21 protein-coding genes are annotated in these 21490 nt (G+C 52.7%); 9 read left to right on the forward strand and 12 right to left on the reverse strand.

Annotated features, from left to right (window positions below; translation table 11 throughout):
* Window positions 1-82 precede the first annotated feature (82 nt).
* Window positions 83-388: a DUF6482 family protein gene (locus E8E00_RS14340; RefSeq protein WP_069586487.1), complete on the forward strand. Its 306-nt coding sequence runs from the start codon at window positions 83-85 to the stop codon at window positions 386-388.
* 17 nt (window positions 389-405) lie between these two features.
* Here the strand turns inward: E8E00_RS14340 and E8E00_RS14345 are convergent, their stop codons facing one another.
* The 4 genes from E8E00_RS14345 to E8E00_RS14360 all read right to left on the reverse strand — a co-directional run bounded on the left by E8E00_RS14345 (window position 406) and on the right by E8E00_RS14360 (window position 4831).
* The gene (locus tag E8E00_RS14345; RefSeq protein ID WP_096632514.1) at window positions 406-1140 is read right to left on the reverse strand and encodes an SDR family NAD(P)-dependent oxidoreductase; all 735 of its coding nucleotides are present in this window, start codon (window positions 1138-1140) and stop codon (window positions 406-408) included.
* 87 nt (window positions 1141-1227) lie between these two features.
* Entirely contained in the window at window positions 1228-3195 is a 1968-nt protein-coding gene (gene fhuB / locus E8E00_RS14350) for a Fe(3+)-hydroxamate ABC transporter permease FhuB (protein WP_096632512.1), read from the reverse strand.
* Window positions 3192-4055, reverse strand: a complete 864-nt coding sequence (locus E8E00_RS14355) for an iron-siderophore ABC transporter substrate-binding protein (protein ID WP_096632509.1) — start codon at window positions 4053-4055, stop codon at window positions 3192-3194. Before E8E00_RS14355 ends, fhuB begins: the two co-directional genes overlap by 4 nt.
* Window positions 4052-4831, reverse strand: a complete 780-nt coding sequence (locus tag E8E00_RS14360; RefSeq protein ID WP_096632506.1) for an ABC transporter ATP-binding protein — start codon at window positions 4829-4831, stop codon at window positions 4052-4054. Before E8E00_RS14360 ends, E8E00_RS14355 begins: the two co-directional genes overlap by 4 nt.
* A gap of 239 nt (window positions 4832-5070) precedes the next feature.
* On the opposite strand from E8E00_RS14360, the gene E8E00_RS14365 reads away from it, so the two are divergent.
* Both E8E00_RS14365 and E8E00_RS14370 read left to right on the forward strand, forming a co-directional pair.
* Complete coding sequence (locus tag E8E00_RS14365; RefSeq protein ID WP_096632503.1) at window positions 5071-6645, forward strand: deoxyribodipyrimidine photo-lyase; 1575 nt, start codon at window positions 5071-5073, stop codon at window positions 6643-6645.
* Window positions 6635-6796: a DUF2256 domain-containing protein gene (locus E8E00_RS14370; protein ID WP_096632501.1), complete on the forward strand. Its 162-nt coding sequence runs from the start codon at window positions 6635-6637 to the stop codon at window positions 6794-6796. Before E8E00_RS14365 ends, E8E00_RS14370 begins: the two co-directional genes overlap by 11 nt.
* On the opposite strand, the gene E8E00_RS14375 is transcribed toward E8E00_RS14370, so the two are convergent.
* Window positions 6732-7664: a LysR family transcriptional regulator gene (locus tag E8E00_RS14375; RefSeq protein ID WP_069589407.1), complete on the reverse strand. Its 933-nt coding sequence runs from the start codon at window positions 7662-7664 to the stop codon at window positions 6732-6734. The two genes, E8E00_RS14370 and E8E00_RS14375, sit on opposite strands and share 65 nt — an antisense overlap.
* Before the next feature lie 99 nt (window positions 7665-7763).
* On the opposite strand from E8E00_RS14375, the gene E8E00_RS14380 reads away from it, so the two are divergent.
* From E8E00_RS14380 to E8E00_RS14390, 3 genes are read left to right on the forward strand one after another with little or no spacing between them, the layout of a single operon-like run.
* On the forward strand, window positions 7764-9131 hold the full coding sequence (locus E8E00_RS14380; RefSeq protein WP_136588397.1) for an NADH-quinone oxidoreductase subunit L: 1368 nt from the start codon (window positions 7764-7766) through the stop codon (window positions 9129-9131).
* Complete coding sequence (locus tag E8E00_RS14385) at window positions 9131-11578, forward strand: DUF2309 domain-containing protein (RefSeq protein WP_136588398.1); 2448 nt, start codon at window positions 9131-9133, stop codon at window positions 11576-11578. Before E8E00_RS14380 ends, E8E00_RS14385 begins: the two co-directional genes overlap by 1 nt.
* 8 nt (window positions 11579-11586) lie before the next feature.
* Window positions 11587-12558: an L-threonylcarbamoyladenylate synthase gene (locus E8E00_RS14390; protein ID WP_096632498.1), complete on the forward strand. Its 972-nt coding sequence runs from the start codon at window positions 11587-11589 to the stop codon at window positions 12556-12558.
* Here E8E00_RS14390 and E8E00_RS14395 read toward each other — a convergent pair.
* A complete protein-coding gene (locus E8E00_RS14395; RefSeq protein ID WP_096632495.1) occupies window positions 12551-12970 on the reverse strand; it encodes a PaaI family thioesterase in 420 nt (139 codons plus the stop codon). The two genes, E8E00_RS14390 and E8E00_RS14395, sit on opposite strands and share 8 nt — an antisense overlap.
* Complete coding sequence (locus E8E00_RS14400) at window positions 12963-13472, reverse strand: NifB/NifX family molybdenum-iron cluster-binding protein (protein ID WP_168174093.1); 510 nt, start codon at window positions 13470-13472, stop codon at window positions 12963-12965. The genes E8E00_RS14395 and E8E00_RS14400 overlap by 8 nt, the downstream gene beginning before the upstream one ends.
* Before the next feature lie 170 nt (window positions 13473-13642).
* Here E8E00_RS14400 and vapB point away from each other — a divergent pair, with 170 nt between their 5' ends.
* Both vapB and E8E00_RS14410 read left to right on the forward strand, forming a co-directional pair.
* Window positions 13643-13876, forward strand: a complete 234-nt coding sequence (gene vapB, locus E8E00_RS14405; RefSeq protein ID WP_096632489.1) for a type II toxin-antitoxin system VapB family antitoxin — start codon at window positions 13643-13645, stop codon at window positions 13874-13876.
* The gene (locus E8E00_RS14410; RefSeq protein WP_235607571.1) at window positions 13869-14288 is read left to right on the forward strand and encodes a type II toxin-antitoxin system VapC family toxin; all 420 of its coding nucleotides are present in this window, start codon (window positions 13869-13871) and stop codon (window positions 14286-14288) included. The genes vapB and E8E00_RS14410 overlap by 8 nt, the downstream gene beginning before the upstream one ends.
* A 31-nt stretch (window positions 14289-14319) precedes the next feature.
* Here E8E00_RS14410 and E8E00_RS14415 read toward each other — a convergent pair whose 3' ends face one another.
* The 5 genes from E8E00_RS14415 to E8E00_RS14435 all read right to left on the reverse strand — a co-directional run bounded on the left by E8E00_RS14415 (window position 14320) and on the right by E8E00_RS14435 (window position 19544).
* Window positions 14320-14601 carry a DUF134 domain-containing protein gene (locus E8E00_RS14415; protein WP_021023566.1) on the reverse strand — a complete coding sequence of 94 codons (282 nt, stop codon included), beginning with the start codon at window positions 14599-14601 and terminating at the stop codon, window positions 14320-14322.
* Between the two features lie 113 nt (window positions 14602-14714).
* Window positions 14715-16163, reverse strand: coding sequence for a decarboxylating NADP(+)-dependent phosphogluconate dehydrogenase (gene gnd / locus E8E00_RS14420; protein WP_096632486.1), 1449 nt, complete (start codon window positions 16161-16163; stop codon window positions 14715-14717).
* 11 nt (window positions 16164-16174) lie between these two features.
* Window positions 16175-16900 (reverse strand): 6-phosphogluconolactonase, encoded by a 726-nt coding sequence (pgl, locus tag E8E00_RS14425; protein ID WP_096632483.1) that lies wholly within the window; start codon window positions 16898-16900, stop codon window positions 16175-16177.
* Window positions 16897-18399 carry a glucose-6-phosphate dehydrogenase gene (gene zwf, locus E8E00_RS14430; protein ID WP_069589414.1) on the reverse strand — a complete coding sequence of 501 codons (1503 nt, stop codon included), beginning with the start codon at window positions 18397-18399 and terminating at the stop codon, window positions 16897-16899. Before zwf ends, pgl begins: the two co-directional genes overlap by 4 nt.
* Before the next feature lie 221 nt (window positions 18400-18620).
* The gene (locus E8E00_RS14435) at window positions 18621-19544 is read right to left on the reverse strand and encodes a LysR family transcriptional regulator (RefSeq protein ID WP_077675213.1); all 924 of its coding nucleotides are present in this window, start codon (window positions 19542-19544) and stop codon (window positions 18621-18623) included.
* 223 nt (window positions 19545-19767) lie between these two features.
* Between E8E00_RS14435 and E8E00_RS14440 the strand changes: the two genes are divergently transcribed.
* Complete coding sequence (locus E8E00_RS14440) at window positions 19768-21399, forward strand: alpha-glucosidase (protein WP_096632477.1); 1632 nt, start codon at window positions 19768-19770, stop codon at window positions 21397-21399.
* Window positions 21400-21490: the final 91 nt, after the last annotated feature.

Below are 21490 nucleotides of genomic sequence, written 5' to 3' on the forward strand. Positions count from 1 at the left end.
CGGGTAATGCCTCACTCTCGAGGGATCCGCGTGCTTGCATGGCTCGTAGTATTTAAGAAAGGCCTAACTGCAAGGACGAGTGATGAATTTACAACTGAGCGAACTGATAAATTACGACAACATTGACAAGATTCAGATCCGTGGCATTGATGGCATGTTATATCAAGCCATCGCCTTTTTACGTCACGGCGATACGGTGGAGCAGAAGCTAATTTATCAAGGCGATAAACCCTATTTATCTCGCAGCTTGCTGGCGGTAAAAGATGATTTTGAATGGGTTAATGCCGCGCAATACGTGTTAGTCACGGACACGGCATATGATGAAATGATAGGGCTTGGCACGGAAAAGCCTTTGTCGACTTTGGAGCAGCCATTGCATTGGAAATAACGTAACAATGCCCCAACCTATGGGGCAATTTCCTCCCCGTCCCACGCAAACAGACGCCCAGTATGGCGACTGTCGAGGCCATCCAGTACCGACAATAAGTAGCCAGCCGATTGAGCTGGGCTGAATAACTTACCGGGCTTAACATTGGCTTGGAATGGCGCAGATAAACGGCTGTCGACGGTCCCCGGATGCAGGCCAACCACGGTTAATGATTTGTCTTGGCGACCAAGCTCGATGCTCATGCATTTGATCAACATGTTCACCGCCGCTTTGCTTGCACGGTAGGCATACCAACCGCCCGCACGATTATCACTGATACTGCCCACGCGCGCCGACAAGATGGCGAGCTTCGCCTCAGCGTTGCGCTTCAATTTGACCGTAAGATGTTTGCTCAACAGCAGCGGCGCAACGGCATTCACATCAAAAAGCTGGTGCATGGCCTCACTGCTGCAAGCCGCGAGCCGCTTTTCTGGGCTGACCGCATCATCATGAAGCATGCCCGAGGCAATGATCACCGCATCTAAACGGTTGTCGTCGATGTGCTCGACCGCCGCTTGTATTGATGCTTCATCGCGAATATTCACCGCCACAGGCACCACCTTTTCACTTATCTCAGCAAGTGGTGCGGGGTGGCGCCCCAACGCAAAGACTTGCTGAATGGATGGCTTGTCGAGCAATGCGCGGCAAAAAGCTTCACCAATCGCACCACCTGCACCGACAACCGCCACGCGCTGCATGGAATCACTGTTCATTCTCTTGGCTCCTCAAACAAAAAGAGATGCAAACTGCATCTCTTTAGTTAGGGATGAGGCGATCCTGTCGATCACCGTGCGTTAAAACTATAGCTTACGTAGCACGATCATTAGGTATAGCCCCCCTATCAACGAAGCAATGATCCCAGCCGGCATTTCTTGCGGATACAACCATTGTCGTCCGAGCCAATCGGCAAACAGCATCAATCCCATGCCAATCAACCCGGCGGTGACCATATGCGCCCGGGCATTTTTCGCCCCCCAGCTACGCGCAATGTGCGGGGCCATCAGCCCGACAAAACTGAGCGGCCCCACCACCAAGGTGGCACTGACGGTCATCACCGCAACGAGGGCCAGCAACAGCATGCGGGCACGCCCTACCTTAACCCCCAACGATTGAGCCGTTTCACCACCGAGCGGCAAAATATTGAGCCAACGCTGGCACATTAATCCTAGCGCCACCAGCACGGCAGCAACCAAGGCCAGTGTGGTCACCGTACTGTCAGTCACATAGTAGGTTGAACCTGAAATCCACGCGAGCACTTGATACGCGCGAGGATCGCCACCTGCCATCAAGAAGCTTTGTACCGCTTGCATCAGTGCGGCTATGGCGACGCCAGTGAGCAACACCTTTTCTGGTTGGAAGCCGGTTTTGCGATTAAGCAGCACAATCAACGCCAAGGTCGCCCCCGCACCGATTAGACCGCCGATATATAAGCTCAGCATAGATGCGCCCATGCCCGCAAAAATGGTGACAATCAGTCCCAGCGCCGTACCAGCACTGATCCCCATCACTTCAGGGCTCGCCATCGGGTTAGCACTCAAACGCTGAAGCACGGCACCGGCAACAGCAAGCACACCACCCGCCAATGCCGCGGCCAGCAAGCGTGGCAAGCGCCATTCCAACAAGGACCAATCGCCGCTGAGCGCCAGCCACTGCCAGCCCTCACTTTGACGCGATACAGTGGCAAAAATCACCACCCCCAACACCAGTAACATCAACGTTCGGCCTAGTGGCCAATCCTGACGTGGTGCGGACGTCCCGGCATGCATTTGTTGGCGTTGACGATTCCCCAGTGACACCCGTGGTAACAACCACAAAAGAAGAGGCGCTCCCAACGCTGCCGTCGCCGCCCCCGTGGGCACCATCATTGCACGGCGGCCGGGTAACAGTTGGACAGCCAAATCGGTGGCTGCCAACATCAAGGCACCTAAAATCATCGCCAAGCTCAAACGGGTGATAAGCTTACGTGCGCCACATAAACGCGCAATCGCGGGCGCGGCGAGACCGACAAAGCCAATCACGCCAATCAAGCTAACTACCCACGCGGTCAGAAGCACCGATAGCCCTAGAGCAATCACACGGATTTTCGCCAGTGATACGCCTAAGCTTTTCGCCCCTTCATCCGAAAGACTCAAGACGTTAAGCGGCTTTAATAAGGCAAGGATCAACACGACCGCCAATCCAATACGCGGCAGTAAGGCTTGCACACTGTGCCAGTCGGTTTGCACCATCGAGCCCGCGCCCCACACCATCATGCCGTGTAGCGCTTCTTGATTCATCAATAGAAGCACGGTGCTGAGCGCGCCGCAGTAAAGGTTTAAAATCAACCCCGCGATCACTACTACGGTGGGCGATAGGCCCCGTCGCCATGCTAGCGCAAACACCACCAGCATGGTCAGTACCCCGCCAGACATCGCCACCATCGCGCTCGACCAAGTCAATAACCAAGGGGCATAAAGCGTCGCAAGCATCAGCGCCAAGCTGGCGCCATTCGCCACCCCCAGCGTCGAGGGCGAGGCCAAAGGGTTGCGCAGCACTTGTTGCATCAAGGTACCGGCCAGCCCCAAACACGCTCCCGCCAGCAATGCGGTGACCAAACGCGGCCACCAGGTTAAATGCATCACAACGCCAATTGACGCACTGTCATCCAGCGACCACAGCGACTGCCAGAGCATGGATGCATTCACATTCCACTGCCCCAACTGAGTGGAGGCGAGGCTTAACAGTGCCGCCAGTAACGCCAAGGGCACCCATAACAGGTTCAGTTTCATGACTGCCCTCCTTGGTCGGTCAATGCCGCGGTCACAAGGCGAGCAAAGCGTAACGCCGATGGAATCGCCCCAAAGCTCCATACCGGGTCAATCATCAATGGCGTATGCCCCGTGCGTTTAACCAAATATTGCCAAAACATATTGGTCTGAAGAGTTTGCTCGACGCCCGCGGGGAGTGGGCGCACAATCACGAGTTGCGCATCAAGGTCAAGCAGCTCGCGGGTGGAGACCATGCTAAACCCCCAACTGTTGGTGGTTTTTTGCCACGCGTTGCTGAGCCCCAATTCACTGATAGCAGCGTGATACAAGCTGTTCGTCCCAAACACCCGCACATGGTTGGCGTCGAGAAACTGGATCATCAGCAGGGGTGGTTGTTCGCCGGGAATAGTATCGCGCAGGCTCGCTAACTGCTGTTTCGCATTAGCAATCAGGGTTTCACCGGCCTTAGGACGGTTGGCCTCGCGCGCAATTTGCCGCGTCACGGTTTTGAGCGACGCCCAGCTTAGCCCACTTTCATACAGAGGAATTGAGCTGACCGGCGCAATGGTGCTTAGCTTGGGCTTCATCGCCTTAAAAATCGGCGAGATCAGAATTTTATCGGGGTGAAGCTCGGCCAACCGCTCCATGTTCGGCTGGGTGCGAAGCCCAATATCAACGGTTTTTTCTGGAATGGGCGGGGCTTTCACCCACGAATTGTAATCCGCCTTTTGCGCAACCGCGACCGGCGTCACCCCTAAGGCCAACAAGGTTTCAGTTTGGGTCCAATCCAGCGAAAGAATACGAGGCGATGCGTTGACGCTCGCTGACATCATGGCCGCGGTCAGCCAGACCACAAGCATCAGAAAAGAGGACTTGATCATACCGGCGATAACTCCCCCGGCATAGCAACCGCATAGCCGGCGGTATGATCGGCAATCGGCATCTCAATACCATAAATCGATTTGAGCGCCGACTCTTGAAACACATCGGTAACCGCGCCTTGAGTTAGGACTTGCCCGCTGTGCAGCGCGACAATCTCATCACAAAAGCGCGCCGCCATATTAATGTCGTGCACCACGATAATAATGGACTTATCCAGCTCTCGGCTGAGTTTTCGCACCAAGGTCATCACCTCAACTTGGTGGGCTACATCCAGCGCAGACAGCGGCTCATCGAGCAGTAAGTAACGCGTTTGCTGTGCCAGCAGCATCGCAATCCACAGCCGTTGGCGCTCGCCGCCCGATAAGGTATCGACCAAGCGCTCGGCATAATCCTGAGTACCAGTGAGCGCCATTGCCTCGTTGATCGCTTGGTGATCGGCTTTGGTCAACCGCCCCAGCAAGCCATGCCAAGGATAGCGACCAAAACTGACCAACTCATACCCAGTTAAGTTATCGGTTGCCGGTAAATGCTGTGGCAAATAAGCCACCTCGCGAGCAAAGGCTTTTTCCGACCATTTTGACAAGGGCTTTTGGTCTAATGTGATCTGCCCGCTGCTGGTTGCCTGTTGCTGCGCTAACAGTTTTATCAAGGTCGACTTGCCCGAACCATTGTGTCCGACCAAGGCACAGATTTTTCCCGGCGTAAACGACAAGTTCACCTTATCGAGTAACACGTTCCCGTTGACGGCAAACGCAACGTCCTTTGCCTCTAACATATCCCGATCCTACTTCTGCAAACACAAGCGCATGGCACTTGCCCAATATCTCTGAGAGCGGTAATTTTCCGATGCTTAAAAGGCAAATGCAAACCATTTTGATTTCGCTTTGTGCGCTTAGCGCTTGTTTATGAGAGAAATTAGACCTCAACCAAGTCACCATCAGGGATCCAAGCGTCATTCGGCCTCGTATCGCCAAAGGTAAATATAAGATTGTTGTTACTACTGTCGAGAGCCTTATGTCCGCGCCCATCAGCCTTGTGTGGCTAAAACGCGATTTACGCCTGCGGGATCATGCCCCTTTACAAGCTGCCATTGCCGCTGGGCGTCCCTTGGTGATTTTGTACCTGTTTGAGCCATTGCTGCTTAACGATCCGCACCATAGCGAGCGACATTGGCGATTTGTCTGGCAGTCGCTGTGCGATCTTAATCAGCAGCTGGCGCCGCTTGGCGGGCAGGTCACTATTTGCCAAGGTGAAGCACTTGCCGTTTTCGACGCCATCCACCAGCAACGGGCAATTGGCGCGGTCTACAGCCACCAAGAAATTGGCGTCGACACGACATTTTCTCGAGATAAAGCAGTGGCGAAATGGCTAGAGAGCCATCAGATCCCGTGGCATGAATACCCCACCGGAGCCGTGATCCGCGGCGCGAAAAGTCGGGTTGATTGGGACGCAGAATGGCAAAAGGTGATGCGAGCCCCTCTTGCCGATCCGGATTGGCAACAAGCGCACTGGCTAGACATATCACTCACGCTACCCGCGCTCGGTCACCACAAGTGGGATTCTCCCGCGCCACGCTTTCAGCCCGGCGGCCCGAGTTGGGCGTATAAAACCTTGCAGTCTTTTTTCCGCGAGCGCGGCCAAAGCTATCAGCGCCACATCTCTAAACCGCTCGCCAGCCGCAAAAGCTGTACCCGACTGTCACCCTATCTTGCATGGGGTAACATCAGCTTGCGCGAGATGTATCAAATCACCCTCCTCCATTGGCAAAAAAAGGGGTGGCGGCGTGCGCTGGTCGCTATGGTGTCGCGTTTGCATTGGCACTGTCATTTTATGCAGAAATTTGAAAGCGAGCACCACATGGAGCATCGCCCCGTTAATCGAGGCTACTTACATTTTGAGTACGCGAACGGTCCGCAGAGCGATGCGCATCTGCTCGCATGGCAACAAGGTCATACCGGTTATCCGCTCGTCGATGCCTGTATGCGTTGCCTACACACCACCGGCTATATCAACTTTCGTATGCGGGCGATGCTGGTCAGCTTTTTAACCCACCATCTACTGATTGATTGGCGGCGTGGCGTGCATCATTTGGCACAACTATTTCTCGATTTTGAGCCCGGTATTCATTACCCCCAATTTCAAATGCAGGCTGGCGTAACGGGCGCCAATACCTTGCGCATTTATAACCCAGTGAAACAATCGCAAGAGCAAGATCCGGAAGGGGCATTTATTCGTGAATGGTTACCAGAGCTCTCTCCCTTACCCGATAGCTTGATCCATACCCCGTGGCAAATGACCGATATGGAAGCGATGATGTACGGGGTGGTGCTTGGCGAAGACTACCCGAAACCTATTGTCGATATCGAACAAACCGGCAAACGTGCGCGTGATATTTTATGGTCGTTTCGTCAACAAGACGCGGTTCGTATCGAAAAAGCACGGATCCTCGCCACCCATGTGCGTCCAAGCAGCCCTGAGCAAACAAACAGCCCTGAACAACGAAAAAGCCCGGGGCACGCAGACAAGCGCACTAAAAAATCACGTTTACCTGCCATTCAATCCCCTGGAGGCAACGCAGATGGCGCATAAAAAGCCGCACCTTCCCACCAAGGTATGTTTGATGTGCGAACGCCCGTTTACGTGGCGTAAAAAATGGGCGCGCTGTTGGGACGACGTTAGGTATTGCTCTGACCGTTGCCGTCGCGAAGGTCGTCGCCATGCGCGAGCGGCGACGCACTGAACGCATCTAAAAGCGAATTCAATTTCGGATGTACCCACTGACGTTTAATCGATACCGCATAAAACGGCTCATACACACTCGGCAGTAAGGCGTAGCGGGTGAGCATACCGCTATCTAGCTCATCGCGAACCACCACTTCAGGCATCACCGCTAACGCATCATTGTCTCGGGTTAATAGGCGCAGCATCGCCATATCATTGGCTTCTGCCATAATGTAAGGCTTGAGTTGATACTGCGCAGAGATGGCATCAAATCCAGAACGAATCGGGTTATCGCCATAAGGCAACACCCACGCTTGGTGCTGGTAGCTGGCATCTAAGGTGGGCGACAAGGCTTTACCCGGCCAACCAATCACGGCCACCGGCTGGCGTGCCAGTTGCTGGTACTGCCAAATTTGTTTATTGGTCCCCCGCACCGCGATATTGGTTAGCGCCAAATCCAACTGGTGATCAGACAGCGCATGAAGCAAGCCGGTTTGATCCATCGACTGCAACACATAACGGCACTCCCGTTGATTGACCAGTGGCTGAATAAACTGCTCGATAAAGTTCCGCGACATGGTCGATAAGGTGCCAATGCGAATCGTGGCACTGGACAGCGCCCCGCCGCTGGATAGCAACTGCTCTAACTCTTCCCCCTGTCGGAATATCTCTTCGGCATAGTTCATCGCTTGATAGCCACTTTCGGTCAACGTCAATGTACGACCTTGCCGCTCAAACAATTGCACCTGCATCGCCTGTTCAAGCTGTTTGATTTGCGACGACAGCGCCGACTGCGAAATATGCAGCTGACGGGCGGTCTGGGTCAGGTTGCCGTGGCGCGCCACCTGCCAGAAATAATACAAATGATGGTAGTTGAGTCGGCTCATCGTTCTCTAAAACAGAATGAAAAGTGATTTATTATGTATTTTACTTAACTGTAGTAAGTTTTCACAATGTATCGCATAACTATTGCTGTGAGGTAAGTCATGTTATCCCTATTTCTCGTCACTCCGCTCAAACTGGTGCTGCTCGCACTGGTTGCTCTTCTTGGCGGTGTTATATGGCGATACAGTGCCACTGCGTTTGCGGGCGAAGCCGACAAACACCGTTTTCTTTCATCCTTACTGCTCACCTTATCAGCAGTCTTGTTGGTTTTAGTCAGTAATCACCTGTTGCTGTTTTGGCTCGCTTGGGTGGCAGTTAGCCTCTCATTGGGTCGGTTAATTCTTTTCTATCCGCATCGGCCTCGCGCCCAACTCGCGGCACACAAAAAAATGCTGCTCGCCCGCTTTAGCGAATTGCTACTCGGTGGCGCATTTTTACTGTTGTTTTTCCACTACCAAACCGCACAGATTGACCAATTGATGTTTCAAGTCAGCCAGCAGCCTCACACGCTGACTGTAAGCATCGCCGCCTTTATGTTGGTGGGCGTGGCGATTATCAAGTGCGCTCAACTGCCCTTGCACGGCTGGTTGATTCAAGTGGTGGAAGCGCCAACGCCTGTCTCTGCCTTATTGCACGCCGGTATTGTGAATCTTGGCGGGATCTTATTGATGCTATTCGCGCCAGTGCTCGCGGCAAGCCCCAGTGCCAGCCTTGCCCTGCTGGTTATCGCAGGCATCAGTACGCTGGTGGCGGGACTGGTGAGCCTGACACGCGTGAGCATTAAGGTAAAACTGGCGTGGTCGACCGTCGCACAAATGGGTTTGATGTTAGTCGAAATCGCCCTAGGGCTTTACGAGTTGGCACTGCTGCACTTGCTGGCGCACTCTTTCTACAAGGCGTTTTCTTTCCTCAACAGCGGCAATGGCGTGAATCATTGGCTCGCCACCCAACTGGCTGACGCCTCAGTTCCGCGTCGCTGCCATTGGCTTGCCGCGATGGCCACCGCCGCCGGTTTGATTGTCGCCGTACATCTAAGTGTTGGTATTTTAAATAGTTTGGCCGCCGGTTGGTTGCTGTGGATGGCGATGACCATGCTGCTATTACCGGCCTTTACCCGCCCAGGCGCTGCTCGCCCGACACGCGTGCTGCTCAGTAGCATGTTTGCCATAGGCCTGCTTGGGCTCTACGCCGCCATTAAACATAGCTTGATTGTGTTTGTCGCGGGCGGAAATGCCACCTATTTATTTGCCGATGCCTTTGCGCTGGTGCTGTTTATCGCGCTATTTGCTCTGTCATTGGCGGTCCAGTACTGGCCTCACAAAGCGTGGGTCAACCGCCTGTTTATTTGGCTGAACGCCGGGGCTTACCTTGATGAGTGGGCGACGCGCCTAACACTCAAATGGTGGCCAAGTGCTTCTTTAATCCAACTACAAACGACCCAATGGCAACCGCATAAGGAGACGCGTTAATGATTGCGAAAACGCCCAATGTATCTGCACACCCAGAGCCCCTCAATGTGAGCGATTTTCGCGATGCCACCCAGCAAGCAGTCGCAGCGATTGCGCCAAGCTGGCCGTTGGATCAAATGATTGCAGTGAACCCATGGTGGCCGCAACGCTTTACCCCCATTGAGCAAGTCTTTGCCGAACAAGCGGTGTTAAGTGGCCACTGTCCGCTAATGCCGTCGGCGTACTATCTGTCGCATTGGCAATCGCCTATTAGTGAGGCACATCTTGCCGAGGCCATCTCAACCTCTGGCAGCGCACTGACGGTCAGTGATTGTCTGCGTGCGCTGCGTAGTCATAGCAGTGACCTCCCGCGTTGGAAGCCATTGGCTGAGTTGTGTGACCGCACTCGAGAAGCACAAGAAGGCTTATCGTGGCAGCAAGAAATCCAGCAGCAAGTGAGCCAGTTTCTCGCGCTTTATCACCAATACCCACAGCGCTTTGATGCCCAAGGCCAAGGCGGTGAGCACCTTTATCAATGCTGGTTGGATGTAGTGAGCCAAGATAAAGGCATTAAAACCCTCACTGGCGTGGATTTGCTTGCCGATTTCGCCGCACTGCCCACTCAAATGGATGCACTTATCGCTGAAGCGGCCACCTTTTGGCAACCGATCCTTCACGACCAAGACGGTAACTTGGCCTATTGCCACGCGCTGATGCATGGTTTATCAGGTTGGGCAAGCTGGCAGGCTTGGTTAGATTGGCAGCAAGAGCTCAGTGACAGTGAACAGCAAGCACATGGCATGGGCCTATTCGCGATTTTACTTGCTTGGGATACAGTGCTGGCACGTTGGCTTGCCAAACACCGTGAAACAGCGTGGACAAGCATTCGTCAGTCCATGCACCATCAAGCGGTGAATGTGCGCCATTGGTATCACCAAGCACAACAACAGCTCGCGCCACTTTGGATTTGGCAACAAGCGCTAGAAATTAGTCAGCAGCGCCCTTGGGCACACGCCTTGTCCGCGCAGGCCAGTGTCGACACCCTCGCTACCTCGCCCACACTGCAAGCTGTGTTTTGTATCGATGTGCGCTCTGAACCGATGCGTCGCGCATTAGAAGCACAATCCGATCGGGTTCAAACTCTTGGCTTTGCTGGCTTTTTTGGCTTGCCGATCGCTTATCAGCCCACCGATAGCCATATTCACCGCCCACAACTGCCCGGCTTATTGGCACCGGCGGTCACCGCCTCACAAACCCATGCTACCCCCGAACGATGGTTACGAATGACCAAGCTCGGCTGGCAGCGTAGCCTCGATGCGCCCGCCGCCAACTTAGGCATGGTCGAAGCCGGTGGCATGCTGAAGCTAGTGAGCCTATTAAAACGCGCATTACGCATTTCTGGCACCGAAAACCCGTTAAATCGACTCAGCCATACTGACAGTGATTGGGCGCTCACCCGTGACAATACGCCGTTAAGCGCTGCAGAAAAGGCAGAGCTAGGCGCTGGTATCTTGCGAGCAATGGGCATTGCAGACCAACTGGCCGATGCCGTCTTGTTGGTGGGTCACGGCAGTGAAACCTGTAACAACCCTCATGCAGCAGGGCTTGACTGTGGTGCTTGCGGTGGACAAACCGGCGAGGTAAATGTCCGCGTACTTGCACAGCTTCTTAACGATGCCGACGTACGTGATGCCATGGCAAAGCAAGGCGTGACGATTCCCGCCAGTACCCGTTTTTATGCCGCCATGCACAACACCACCACCGACGCACTGGATGTCTTTCACGCCCCCGAGCATGCCGAGTGGCAAACTTGGCTGGCCGCTGCGAGCGAACAAGCACGTGCAACCCGCGCCAACCAGTTTGATCAAACACCAACCCAGCCATCTAAACTCAAACGATTCTTTGCTACACGGGCCAAAGACTGGGCACAAATGCGTCCTGAGTGGGGACTGTGTGACAACGCCGCGTTAATCGTGGGCCCGCGCACCCTGTCTCGACAGATTAATTTGCAAGGTCGCAGCTTTTTACACGACTACGACATGCATAAAGACCGTGACTTTAGTCAGCTTGAAACCATCCTCACCGCGCCCATGGTGGTGACCAATTGGATCAATCTGCAGTACTTTGCTTCCGTCACCGCACCGGAAAAATTCGGCAGCGGAAACAAACTGCTCCACAACATCGTGGGTGGCCACATTGGGGTATTTGAAGGGAATGGTGGCGACTTACGAATTGGCTTATCGCATCAATCCGTGCACGATGGTCGTCGATATCGCCACCAGCCAGTGCGATTAAGCGTATTTATCGCTGCCCCTCGGGAGGCAATTGATAGTATACTTGCACGCCATGACGATATAGCCGCGCTGGCGAATCACGGCTGGCTGTACTTGATGCAAATTGATGCGCAGGGTGCAGTATGGCAACGCGATCGCTCGGGTCAGTGGTATCACCTGAACGTAGCAACATAAAACGGAGCATGTCGTTGAAAACGCAACTTCTCTCAGCGCAGTGTTCAACGGACCTAACACAAGCCGCCGAGCTACTGAAAGCCGGCGAACAAGTCGCGGTGCCCACAGAAACCGTGTACGGTTTGGCAGCGGATGCCAGCAATCCAGACGCCGTCGCGGGCATTTTTACCGCCAAAGGGCGACCCGCCAATCATCCTTTGATTGTTCATCTCGGTGACGTCGCATCGATCACCGAGTGGGCAATGCAGATCCCGGATGAAGCATATAAGCTGGCGAATGCCTTTTGGCCAGGGCCGATGACGCTGCTGCTGCCACGAGCCGAGCATGTTTCACCGGTAGTCACGGGTGGATTAGATACCATTGGGCTTCGCGTGCCCGCGCAACCTGTGTTGTTGGACCTGCTTACCACTCACCAACTTGCCGTTGCCGCCCCGTCTGCGAACCCGTATAAAAAGCTCAGCCCCACCACGGCAGAGCAGGTGATGCATGGTTTAGGCGGAAAAATAGCCGCAGTGATTGATGGCGGCCCTTGCCAGCATGGGCTGGAGTCGACCATTGTCGATCTTACCAAGCGTCCATTCCGCGTACTTCGCGCCGGTCCAATCACTGCCAGCGAGCTGAGCGCCGTGCTGGGTGAAACAGTCGACGCCCCCGAGCAGCACGACACCGTGGTGCCCGGCAATGTTGGAAGTCATTACCAACCCAACACCCGGTTGCAGATGGTGGCTGCGGACTTGTCTGATCTCCCCGCGCCCCAGCCTGAAAAACGCGCGGCCTTGCTTCACTTTGGCGAAGCCCCGACACGGGATGATCTGGTCTGCATTGCCATGCCGGATGACGCCGCACGCTATGGGCAAGCGTTATATCACCAACTCGCCCAAGCCGACCAACTGGGCGTCGATGAAATCTGGCTCGCCCTGCCCCCTCATGGCGAAGCGTGGCTAGCGGTGCATGATCGCCTGCGCCGCGCCGTCAGCTAGTTTTTGACGCACGCATTCGCATAAAGCTTGCCGTTGCGCTGGCACACACAGTGTCTGCAACGGTAAGCGTTGCCTCCAACTGACTCATTCCGTGTTTCACTTTTACACACCAAGCACGTATCTCAGCCTCAACCGCAATGGGCACTGGATGGTGATAGCGAATATTAAGTGACGCTGTCACACTTTGCGGGGCAAACAGGAAGGTACAATGGGTCAACGCCGCATCAATAAGCGTAGCGATTACCCCACCGTGCAGCTGATCTTGATACCCTTGCCAAGCACTTTCTAGCCATACTTTTGCGCTCACTACAGTTTCATCGTCTTGGTAAAATCTAAGATTAAACAGCCCATTGTCACTGCAAGCCACACACTGATGATGCGACCATGGCGGCATCACACGTAATTCAGCCATGGCAACCGCAACCCTTTCCACTATCGCGACCGTCTTTACCTTGCCGCTTGCCACATCCGCGATGCGCAGAGCCTAACCCACTGCGTTTAGAACCACGCCCGCACATTTGATCAGCACGACACGCTCCTTTCCGTGGCTGGGACTGCTGCTTCATTCGCTGTAACGCAGGTCGTCCTTGACTGGCATTCGTAAGCGGTTGCCAATATGCAGGCGACAGCCACTGAGTGGGATTTAGACGACCATTGGTTAACTGATACACATGTAAGCCAGCATCAAGTAATCCCGCTAACGCATGCTCGCCAATATGACGGGTCACCACACGTGTTACTTGATTGGCTTTCAGCATCGCTATCAAGGCGTTTTTGGCACCACAACCCTCCGTTACACGTGGGTTGACGAATTGAGCGAGTGCTTGGCCATCGTCGTCAAACAGCGCAAAGTGCTCGGCCTTCATAAAATGTCCCGCCGGACGGTCTTGGGTCATCGCAATAGCAATTGTCATCTTCCGTTCTCTCTTCATTAAAAATGGCATATGCCAAAAATATATCTAATTTATGGCATATGCAATAAATTAGATTAAAAGCGATAAAGAATATTGCATATGCTTGACATATGCTGCACAAAAATTAGACTAAAAAGAGATTAAGCACACGCCTGCCGACCGAGGACCCTATGAGAACAATATCCATTTTTAAAAATGGCAAGAACCAAGCGGTACGCTTGCCAAAGGATTTTGAGTTTGACGGTGTTAATGAGCTTGAAATTCGTAAAGAGGGGGATGTCATCACCTTACGCCCAGCTCGACCAAGTTGGCTCTCATTTGGCGAGCTCGAAAAGGCTGATAGTGATTTCATGACCCATCGCGAGGAACTGATCAAAGATGAGGGGCGGTTCAACTTTGACTAATAAAATCAACTACATGCTTGATACATGTATTTGTTCATTCATTATGAGAGAGCAACCCAAAGCGGTGTTGAAAAAGCTTCACACTGTTGTCGGCAATCAACATCGCATTGTTATCTCAGCCATTACCTATCAAGAAATGCAATACGGGTTGTTAGGAAAAAAAGCATCACCAAAACATGCCGTGCTTGTTGATGCTTTTCTTCAGCGAATCGATGAGATTTTACCTTGGGACAAAGCCGCCGTTGACGCGACAACTGCAGTTAAGCGCAACCTAATGAATAAAGGCACCCCTATTGGCGGAAACGACACCGCGATTGCCGGGCACGCCATTGCGACTGGTTGTGTGCTAGTCACAAACAATACGAGGGAGTTTCAGCGTGTTGAAGGACTGAAACTTGAAGATTGGGCTTAATAGTACTGACGTAACGACGGCTAATGTCGAATTACTCTTCTGACTCAAACACCAGTGCTTTGCCTTCTACGAGGCAGGCGGTGGTTTTGGCGCGGGCGCGTTTAACTAGGTTGGCTAACGTTTGACGAGATACGCCCATGACTTCCGCCGCTTGCAGTTGCTGCATCCCTTGATGATCAACAAGGCGCATGGCTTCGAACTCATCCAAACCTATGGTTACCGTCTCTAGCTCACTGAGTGGAATGGCGTTGGGTTTAAAACAGTTGGTATGCGGTTTCCCGCAAATACGACGGGGCATTTTAGGACGCGGCATAAGGTCTCCTTTTTTGCCTATGCTAAGTGAGTTTTTTGCTTATGCCAACAAAAAGGGATGCTGGCGCATCCCTTTTCTATTTATAGCTATGGACAGTGACTTAGTCTGTCATGTTACACGTCGTACGTGGTCGAGGCGGTGTTACCGCCGGTGCCTGTCCAGTTGGTGTGGAAGAATTCACCACGAGGCTGATCAAGACGCTCATAGGTGTGCGCACCAAAGTAGTCACGCTGAGCTTGCAGCAGGTTCGCAGGTAGACGTGCTGTGGTGTAGCCATCCAAGAAGGTCAGCGCCGATGTAGTACATGGCATTGGGATACCGGTTTCCATCGATTTCGCCGCCACTTTACGCCATGCCGCCAAGCAGTTATCCAAAATCCCTTTAAAGTACGCATCTGAGCCCAAGAAGGCCAAGTTAGGATCTTTATCAAACGCATCGCGGATATTACCCAAGAAGGCTGAGCGGATAATACAGCCACCGCGCCACATCAGTGCGACGTTACCGTAGTTCAGATCCCAACCATTCTCATTAGACGCTTCACGCATCAGCATAAAGCCTTGCGCGTAAGAGATAATTTTTGACGCCAGCAGCGCTTGACGCAGCGCATCAACCCACTCGGTTTTATCGCCTTCAACCGGCTGAATGTGTTTTTCAAACAGCTTCTCTGCCGCGACACGCTGATCTTTAAGTGCCGACAGGCAACGTGAGAAGACCGACTCAGAAATCAGGGTCAGCGGAATGCCAAGATCCAGCGCGTTGATGCCAGTCCATTTACCAGTGCCTTTTTGGCCTGCAGTGTCGAGAATTTTCTCAACCAATGGCTCACCGTCTTGGTCTTTATAGCCCAAAATGTCTGCAGTGATTTCAATTAAGTAGCTATCTAGCTCGGTTTTGTTCCAGTCGGTAAACACCTGCTGCATCTCGTCATGGCTCATGCCAAGGCCGTCTTTCATGAACTGGTACGCTTCGGTGATCAACTGCATGTCGCCATACTCGATACCGTTGTGCACCATTTTCACAAAGTGACCGGCACCATCACGTCCAACCCAATCACAGCATGGTTCACCGGCGTCGGTTTTCGCGGCGATACCTTGGAAGATAGGTTTAACAGCTGGCCACGCTTCTTCAGAGCCACCCGGCATGATAGACGGTCCAAAGCGGGCACCCTCTTCACCGCCAGACACACCGGCACCGATAAAGTGAATGCCTTTTTCACGCAGTGCTGCCACGCGACGGTTGGTATCTGGGTAGTTGGTGTTACCGCCATCGATAATGATGTCGCCTTCGTCAAGCAGAGGCGTCAGTTTGTCGATAAAGGTATCCACGACGGCACCTGCGCGAACCATCAGCATCACTTTGCGCGGCTTTTCGAGTTTCTCAACCAGCTCTTCTAACGAGTATGCGCCAACAATGTTGGTGCCCTTCGCTGGGCCTTCTAGAAATTCATCCACTTTGGCCGCGGTACGGTTATGCGCCACCACCTTAAAGCCGTTATCGTTCATGTTAAGGATCAGGTTTTGGCCCATGACTGCCAAACCAATTACGCCGATATCACCTTTCATCGTGCTCTCCATTAATTCTGTTCTGGTAATTTTTTTGCTGCCGCGGCATCGAGTACCCATTCCGTAGTGCCTTTGGCACTGCGGATATTGGCGGCAGGGTATGGCAGTTGGGTAGGCTCGTGTGTGGCGATCTCATGCACGATCGCTTGTTTGCCTTCACCCAACACCAGATAACTGATTTTCTTCGCCGCGCGCAGAACACGGGCGGTTTTTGATACACGCTTTTGACCCGATTCAGGATGCGAGGCCACCAGCGCGAGCGCGGTATTGTCATACTGAGGATCGTGCGGGAATAGCGAGGCCGTATGTCCATCGCCACCGACGCCCAGCAAGATCCAATCAAACACAGGAGTGCCGTTTTCGCTTGGGATCAAGGCTTGCATTTCCGCACTAAAGCGCGCCGCTTCCACGTCCGGGTCATCTTCACCACGAATACGGTGAATGTTCTCTTCCGGAATGCGAATGTAGCTAAACAGCAGCTTATTGGCTTCACCAAAGTTACTCTCGGTATCATCCGGTGCTACACAGCGCTCGTCGCCCCACCAAAAATGCAGGTTTTGCCACTGAATCGCATTGGCATAGTCGTCACTGGCTAAACGCTTAAACAGCATTTTGGGCGTGCTGCCGCCAGAAAGCGAAATGTGTACAGCACGATCTTGCTCACTGAGTGCTTGCATCGTGTCCGCTAAATGATTGACCACCGCGTCGGCATCATCAAAAACTCGGGCATTTATCATAATTCGCAGTATTCCGTGTCAGTCAGGTTTTTGCAGGGAAAGCGCCAAGCATGGCCATCACGCTCAAGCAACTGATCCGCTTCTTTCGGTCCCCATGTTCCACAGGCATAGCCAAACAAGGCTTTGTCATTTTCTTTGTACTGCAGAATAGGCTCAACAAACTGCCAACAAGCTTCGACCGCATCACTGCGCGCAAACAAGGTGGCATCGCCTTTAAGGGCATCCAGTAACAAGCGCTCGTACGCGGTCAGCATCTGGGTTTCTTCCAGTGATGCGTAATGGAAGTCCATGTTCACGGCTTTCGCATTAAAGCCGGCGCCCGGCTCTTTAAGGCCAAAGCTCATTTGAATGCCTTCGTCGGGCTGAATACGGATCACCAAACGGTTCTCAGGGGCATTTTTGCCGAACACAGGGTGCGGAGTCTGTTTAAAGTGGATCACCACTTCGGTCACGCGGGTTGGCAAGCGTTTACCGGTGCGCACATAAAAAGGCACCCCATTCCAACGCCAGTTGTTGATAAACATCTTCAGGCCAACATAAGTCTCAGTGCGCGAGTCTTCCGCAACCCCCGGCTCATTGCGATAACCCGGTAACGCATTCCCACCCACTAATGATTCCGTATACTGACCGAGCACCAAGTTATTGGTCAGATCATCATCAGACAGTGGTTCGAGTGATTGTAGTGCTTTAAACACCTCATCACGCATGGCGTCTGCATTGATTTGTGCCGGCGGCTCCATCGCCACAAGCGCAAGCACTTGCAGCAAGTGGTTTTGGAACATATCGCGCACTGCGCCTGATTGGTCGTAGTAGCCACCGCGGCCTTCTACACCCAGATGCTCCGCACCGGTGATCTCTACATAATCGATAAAGTTACGGTTCCAAAGCGGTTCAAACATCGCATTGGAGAAACGGAAAACCAGCAGGTTTTGTACTGTTTCTTTGCCTAGGTAATGATCAATGCGGTAAATCTGATGTTCGGCAAAGTGGGCGTGAATGTCTTTGTCGAGCTGGCGCGCGGAGGCTAAGTCATAACCAAATGGCTTTTCGACCACCAAGCGTTTCCATCCGGTGCTCTCGTCATTGAGGCCATGTTCAGCCAAGCTGGCAGGAATCGAATTGTAAAGCTTTGGTGGCGTGGCAAGATAAAACAGCGTGTTCCGCTGGGTGAAGCCATACTGAGCGGCCAACGCATCTAACCGCTCGGTTAGGTGGTGGTATTCGTGAGTATCCGAGATATTAAATGACTGATAGTGCACATGCGCCATAAAGGCGTCGAGTGTAGCAGGATCGGTCTTCTCTAGCTCCTGCATAGAGTGACGCAACTTGTCGCGAAATGACTCGTCACTGTAGAAGGTGCGGCTTGCGCCTAGAATTGCGAAAGACGCAGGCAGCTGTTTGTTCGCATACAAATGATACAGGGCTGGGATCAGCTTACGGAAGGTCAGATCGCCAGATGCACCAAAAATAACAATGCTGCTGTTTTCTGGAATTACCATCATCTTTCCTTTGATAATAAAGGTACTGCATGTGATTTGCGCCACAAATTAGCAGCGCTATGGCCAAATTGGTAATTGGCGCTACCTATTGATGCCATCGTTGTAACCACTGAATCTGGCGACTGTTCCTTGTTCATCCCTACATTGAGAACTCAGCATTCCCAGCCAGTGTGCTACAAAGGCGGTCTAGTCTAGCACTTTCTTACTCAATAAGCTTTACCCTAACTGGTATGACATGGTCGAGTGTCCATCTGCTGAGCAGCGTCACACAGCTGTTGGATCAGTGCCTCGACTTTCTCATGCCGCGCATTACGCAGGGTATATAAACCGACGTTACCCGTTTTGTTGGGCTGGGTTGTCAGCACGCTCACGCCCTGACTGGCAAGGTATGTGTCGGCTTTACTGGTATAAGGCATCACTGCTTGCGTGTCGTGCAATAGATCGATACTGGCGCTCAGCGCATCGACATCAAACACCACGGTATGCGCACAGGTGACAGGCGTAATCGGGTTGGCAAGCAAATGCGCATGCCGGGCATGATCAGGCGTGACACGCATCAACGGCCAATCATTTAAACGCTGAGGATCGATTCGGGTCGATGTGTCTGCGAGTAGCGGATGGTTATCAGCCACATAGTAGCTTTCCGCGTCCTGAAACAAGGGCATAAAGCGCACTTGCTGGCTCGCAACTAGATCGTCAATTTCATGACCGATAAACACATCCACATCGCCACTGAGCAGCGATGCCATCAGTGCCAAGCGATTACCAAATTCGATGTGGACCGCACACTGGCGCTCAGCTTGATAATCAAGCACTGCCGGTTTAACAAACAAAGGCCACCACGCCTCCCCAGTGCCAAGCTTTATTTGTCCCGCTTCACGCGCTTGCAAAGCATGAAGCTGGGCATGAAGCCGTTGTCGCGCGGCATGCTGTGCGGTGGCATGCTGATAATAAAGCTCTCCCGCGGGTGTCATACTGACGCCACGAGGATGGCGCACCAATAGCTGACATGCGAGACGTTGCTCAAGCTTTTGGATCTGTGCCGTCAATGAAGGTTGGCTGATCCCTAACTGTAACGCGGCCGCTTTAATACCACCTGCCTCAACCACTGCAATAAAGTAGCCAGCAACTTTTTCTACATCCATACCGCACTCACTCACAATTTAGCGGCTTACTTTATAGCCTAATAGGGATACACGATTCAATGATAATGCCGATTTTTAATCTATTGGTATCTTATCTATAGCCAATAGGTTATATCAATAAGCGTCACGCCTATTTTTCTTGGCATCGATCGCGCGCTAGGCTGTTGGCCACATCTCAAGCTGAGGCTTTGAGGATTTTTATTGTCGATAAGAGGTAATCGGTATGCAGAACGCTTGGTGGCATGATGCCGTTGTTTATCAAATCTACCCTCGCAGTTTTTACGACACCAATGGTGATGGCATTGGCGATCTTAATGGAATTATCGAGAAACTCGATTACTTACATTGGCTCGGCGTCAATGTGTTATGGCTATCACCGGTGTACCAATCGCCGATGGATGACAATGGCTACGACATTTCCGATTACTGCGCGATCGCGCCTGAATTTGGCACCATGGAAGACATGACGCGCTTGATTGATAAAGCCGGCGCGCTCGGCATCAAAATCGTGATGGATTTGGTCGTCAATCACACCTCCGACGAACACCCTTGGTTCCAAGCTGCGCTTCAAGACAAAAAAAGTCCCTATCGCGACTTTTACATTTGGCGCGATGCCAAACCCGATGGCAGCGCACCCGATGATCAAGGCTCAATTTTTGGTGGCAGTGCATGGCAATGGGAGCCAAACACCGAGCAATATTACTTTCACTTATTCTCCAAACGTCAGCCCGATCTGAATTGGGAAAACCCCGCCGTCCATGACGCAGTGCATAAAATGATGAACTGGTGGATCGACAAAGGCATTGGCGGATTCCGCCTCGATGTGATTGATTTAATTGGTAAGGAAATCGACAAAGGCATTACCGGCAACGGGCCGCGCCTTCACCCTCTGCTACAGGCAATGAATCGAGCCACATTTGGCGACAAAGACTTGCTCACCGTCGGCGAAACATGGGGCGCAACGCCGGAGATCGCCAAGCTTTATAGCGCACCGGAACGCCATGAACTCTCCATGGTGTTCCAATTTGAACACATTACCGCTACCTGGAAAGATGGCGATAAATGGCAGCCCGTACCGCTGGATGTCGCCGCCCTCAAACAGGTACTGTTCAAATGGCAACAAGAGCTGGCCGATAGCGGTTGGAACTCACTATTTTGGAACAACCACGATTTGCCGCGCGCCGTATCCAAATTTGGTCACGACGGCCAATACCGAACCCGCTCGGCAAAAATGCTCGCCACAACCTTGCACTTGATGAAAGGCACGCCCTATATCTACCAAGGGGAAGAGATTGCGATGACCAATGTCGCCTTCCCGTCTATTGACGATTATCAAGACATCGAAACCCGCAATTTTTACCACTTGCGTGTTGCAGAAGGCGTTGATCCAGACACCATGATGGAGGCGGTCTACCAAAACAGTCGCGATAACGCCCGTACTCCAATGCAATGGGAGAACGCACCGCAGGCAGGCTTTACCCAAGAAACACCATGGTTACCGGTTAATCCTAACTACACCACCATCAATGTGGCACGGGCAACTGAAAATAGCGGCTCTGTACTTTATCACTACCGTGAACTGATCAAGCTCCGCAAGCAATACCCAGTGATCGTACACGGCCAGTTTGCGCCTGTAGAAGAATCACACCCTAACGTGCTGGCTTACGAGCGCTTCGACGATACCCACCGCATTTTGGTGGTTAGCAACTTTAGTGAGGAAAAACAAACCATCACCCTCCCCACACACTGGCTCGATAAGGCCTTAACCTGCCTTAGCTACAATATGGATCCGGTCAAACAGTTAAGCACCACCTACAAACTAGCCCCTTACGAGTCGTTTGCGGTAATGCAGTAGCAAGGGCGTTTAGTCGCCGATGTCATCACGCGCCTGCAGATAGCTGCAGGCGCCCAGGCAAAGGCGACTCACCCCTCTTACACGCCATAAA

The organism is Salinivibrio sp. YCSC6, assembly GCF_004916735.1.
Lineage (GTDB): Bacteria > Pseudomonadota > Gammaproteobacteria > Enterobacterales > Vibrionaceae > Salinivibrio > Salinivibrio proteolyticus.

Bases quoted from the DNA above. Each gene is read 5' to 3' on its own strand.
- E8E00_RS14395 (WP_096632495.1), bottom strand. From the start codon at position 12,970: ATGGCTGAATTACGTGTGATGCCGCCATGGTCGCATCATCAGTGTGTG.
- E8E00_RS14435 (WP_077675213.1), bottom strand. From the start codon at position 19,544: ATGGATGTAGAAAAAGTTGCTGGCTACTTTATTGCAGTGGTTGAGGCA.
- E8E00_RS14415 (WP_021023566.1), bottom strand. From the start codon at position 14,601: ATGCCGCGTCCTAAAATGCCCCGTCGTATTTGCGGGAAACCGCATACC.
- E8E00_RS14390 (WP_096632498.1), top strand. From the start codon at position 11,587: ATGTCGTTGAAAACGCAACTTCTCTCAGCGCAGTGTTCAACGGACCTA.
- E8E00_RS14355 (WP_096632509.1), bottom strand. From the start codon at position 4,055: ATGATCAAGTCCTCTTTTCTGATGCTTGTGGTCTGGCTGACCGCGGCC.
- E8E00_RS14345 (WP_096632514.1), bottom strand. From the start codon at position 1,140: ATGAACAGTGATTCCATGCAGCGCGTGGCGGTTGTCGGTGCAGGTGGT.
- E8E00_RS14440 (WP_096632477.1), top strand. From the start codon at position 19,768: ATGCAGAACGCTTGGTGGCATGATGCCGTTGTTTATCAAATCTACCCT.
- E8E00_RS14340 (WP_069586487.1), top strand. From the start codon at position 83: ATGAATTTACAACTGAGCGAACTGATAAATTACGACAACATTGACAAG.
- E8E00_RS14365 (WP_096632503.1), top strand. From the start codon at position 5,071: ATGTCCGCGCCCATCAGCCTTGTGTGGCTAAAACGCGATTTACGCCTG.
- E8E00_RS14400 (WP_168174093.1), bottom strand. From the start codon at position 13,472: ATGACAATTGCTATTGCGATGACCCAAGACCGTCCGGCGGGACATTTT.
- gnd (WP_096632486.1), bottom strand. From the start codon at position 16,163: ATGAAAGGTGATATCGGCGTAATTGGTTTGGCAGTCATGGGCCAAAAC.
- E8E00_RS14380 (WP_136588397.1), top strand. From the start codon at position 7,764: ATGTTATCCCTATTTCTCGTCACTCCGCTCAAACTGGTGCTGCTCGCA.
- zwf (WP_069589414.1), bottom strand. From the start codon at position 18,399: ATGGTAATTCCAGAAAACAGCAGCATTGTTATTTTTGGTGCATCTGGC.
- E8E00_RS14375 (WP_069589407.1), bottom strand. From the start codon at position 7,664: ATGAGCCGACTCAACTACCATCATTTGTATTATTTCTGGCAGGTGGCG.
- vapB (WP_096632489.1), top strand. From the start codon at position 13,643: ATGAGAACAATATCCATTTTTAAAAATGGCAAGAACCAAGCGGTACGC.
- fhuB (WP_096632512.1), bottom strand. From the start codon at position 3,195: ATGAAACTGAACCTGTTATGGGTGCCCTTGGCGTTACTGGCGGCACTG.
- E8E00_RS14360 (WP_096632506.1), bottom strand. From the start codon at position 4,831: ATGTTAGAGGCAAAGGACGTTGCGTTTGCCGTCAACGGGAACGTGTTA.
- E8E00_RS14370 (WP_096632501.1), top strand. From the start codon at position 6,635: ATGGCGCATAAAAAGCCGCACCTTCCCACCAAGGTATGTTTGATGTGC.
- E8E00_RS14385 (WP_136588398.1), top strand. From the start codon at position 9,131: ATGATTGCGAAAACGCCCAATGTATCTGCACACCCAGAGCCCCTCAAT.
- pgl (WP_096632483.1), bottom strand. From the start codon at position 16,900: ATGATAAATGCCCGAGTTTTTGATGATGCCGACGCGGTGGTCAATCAT.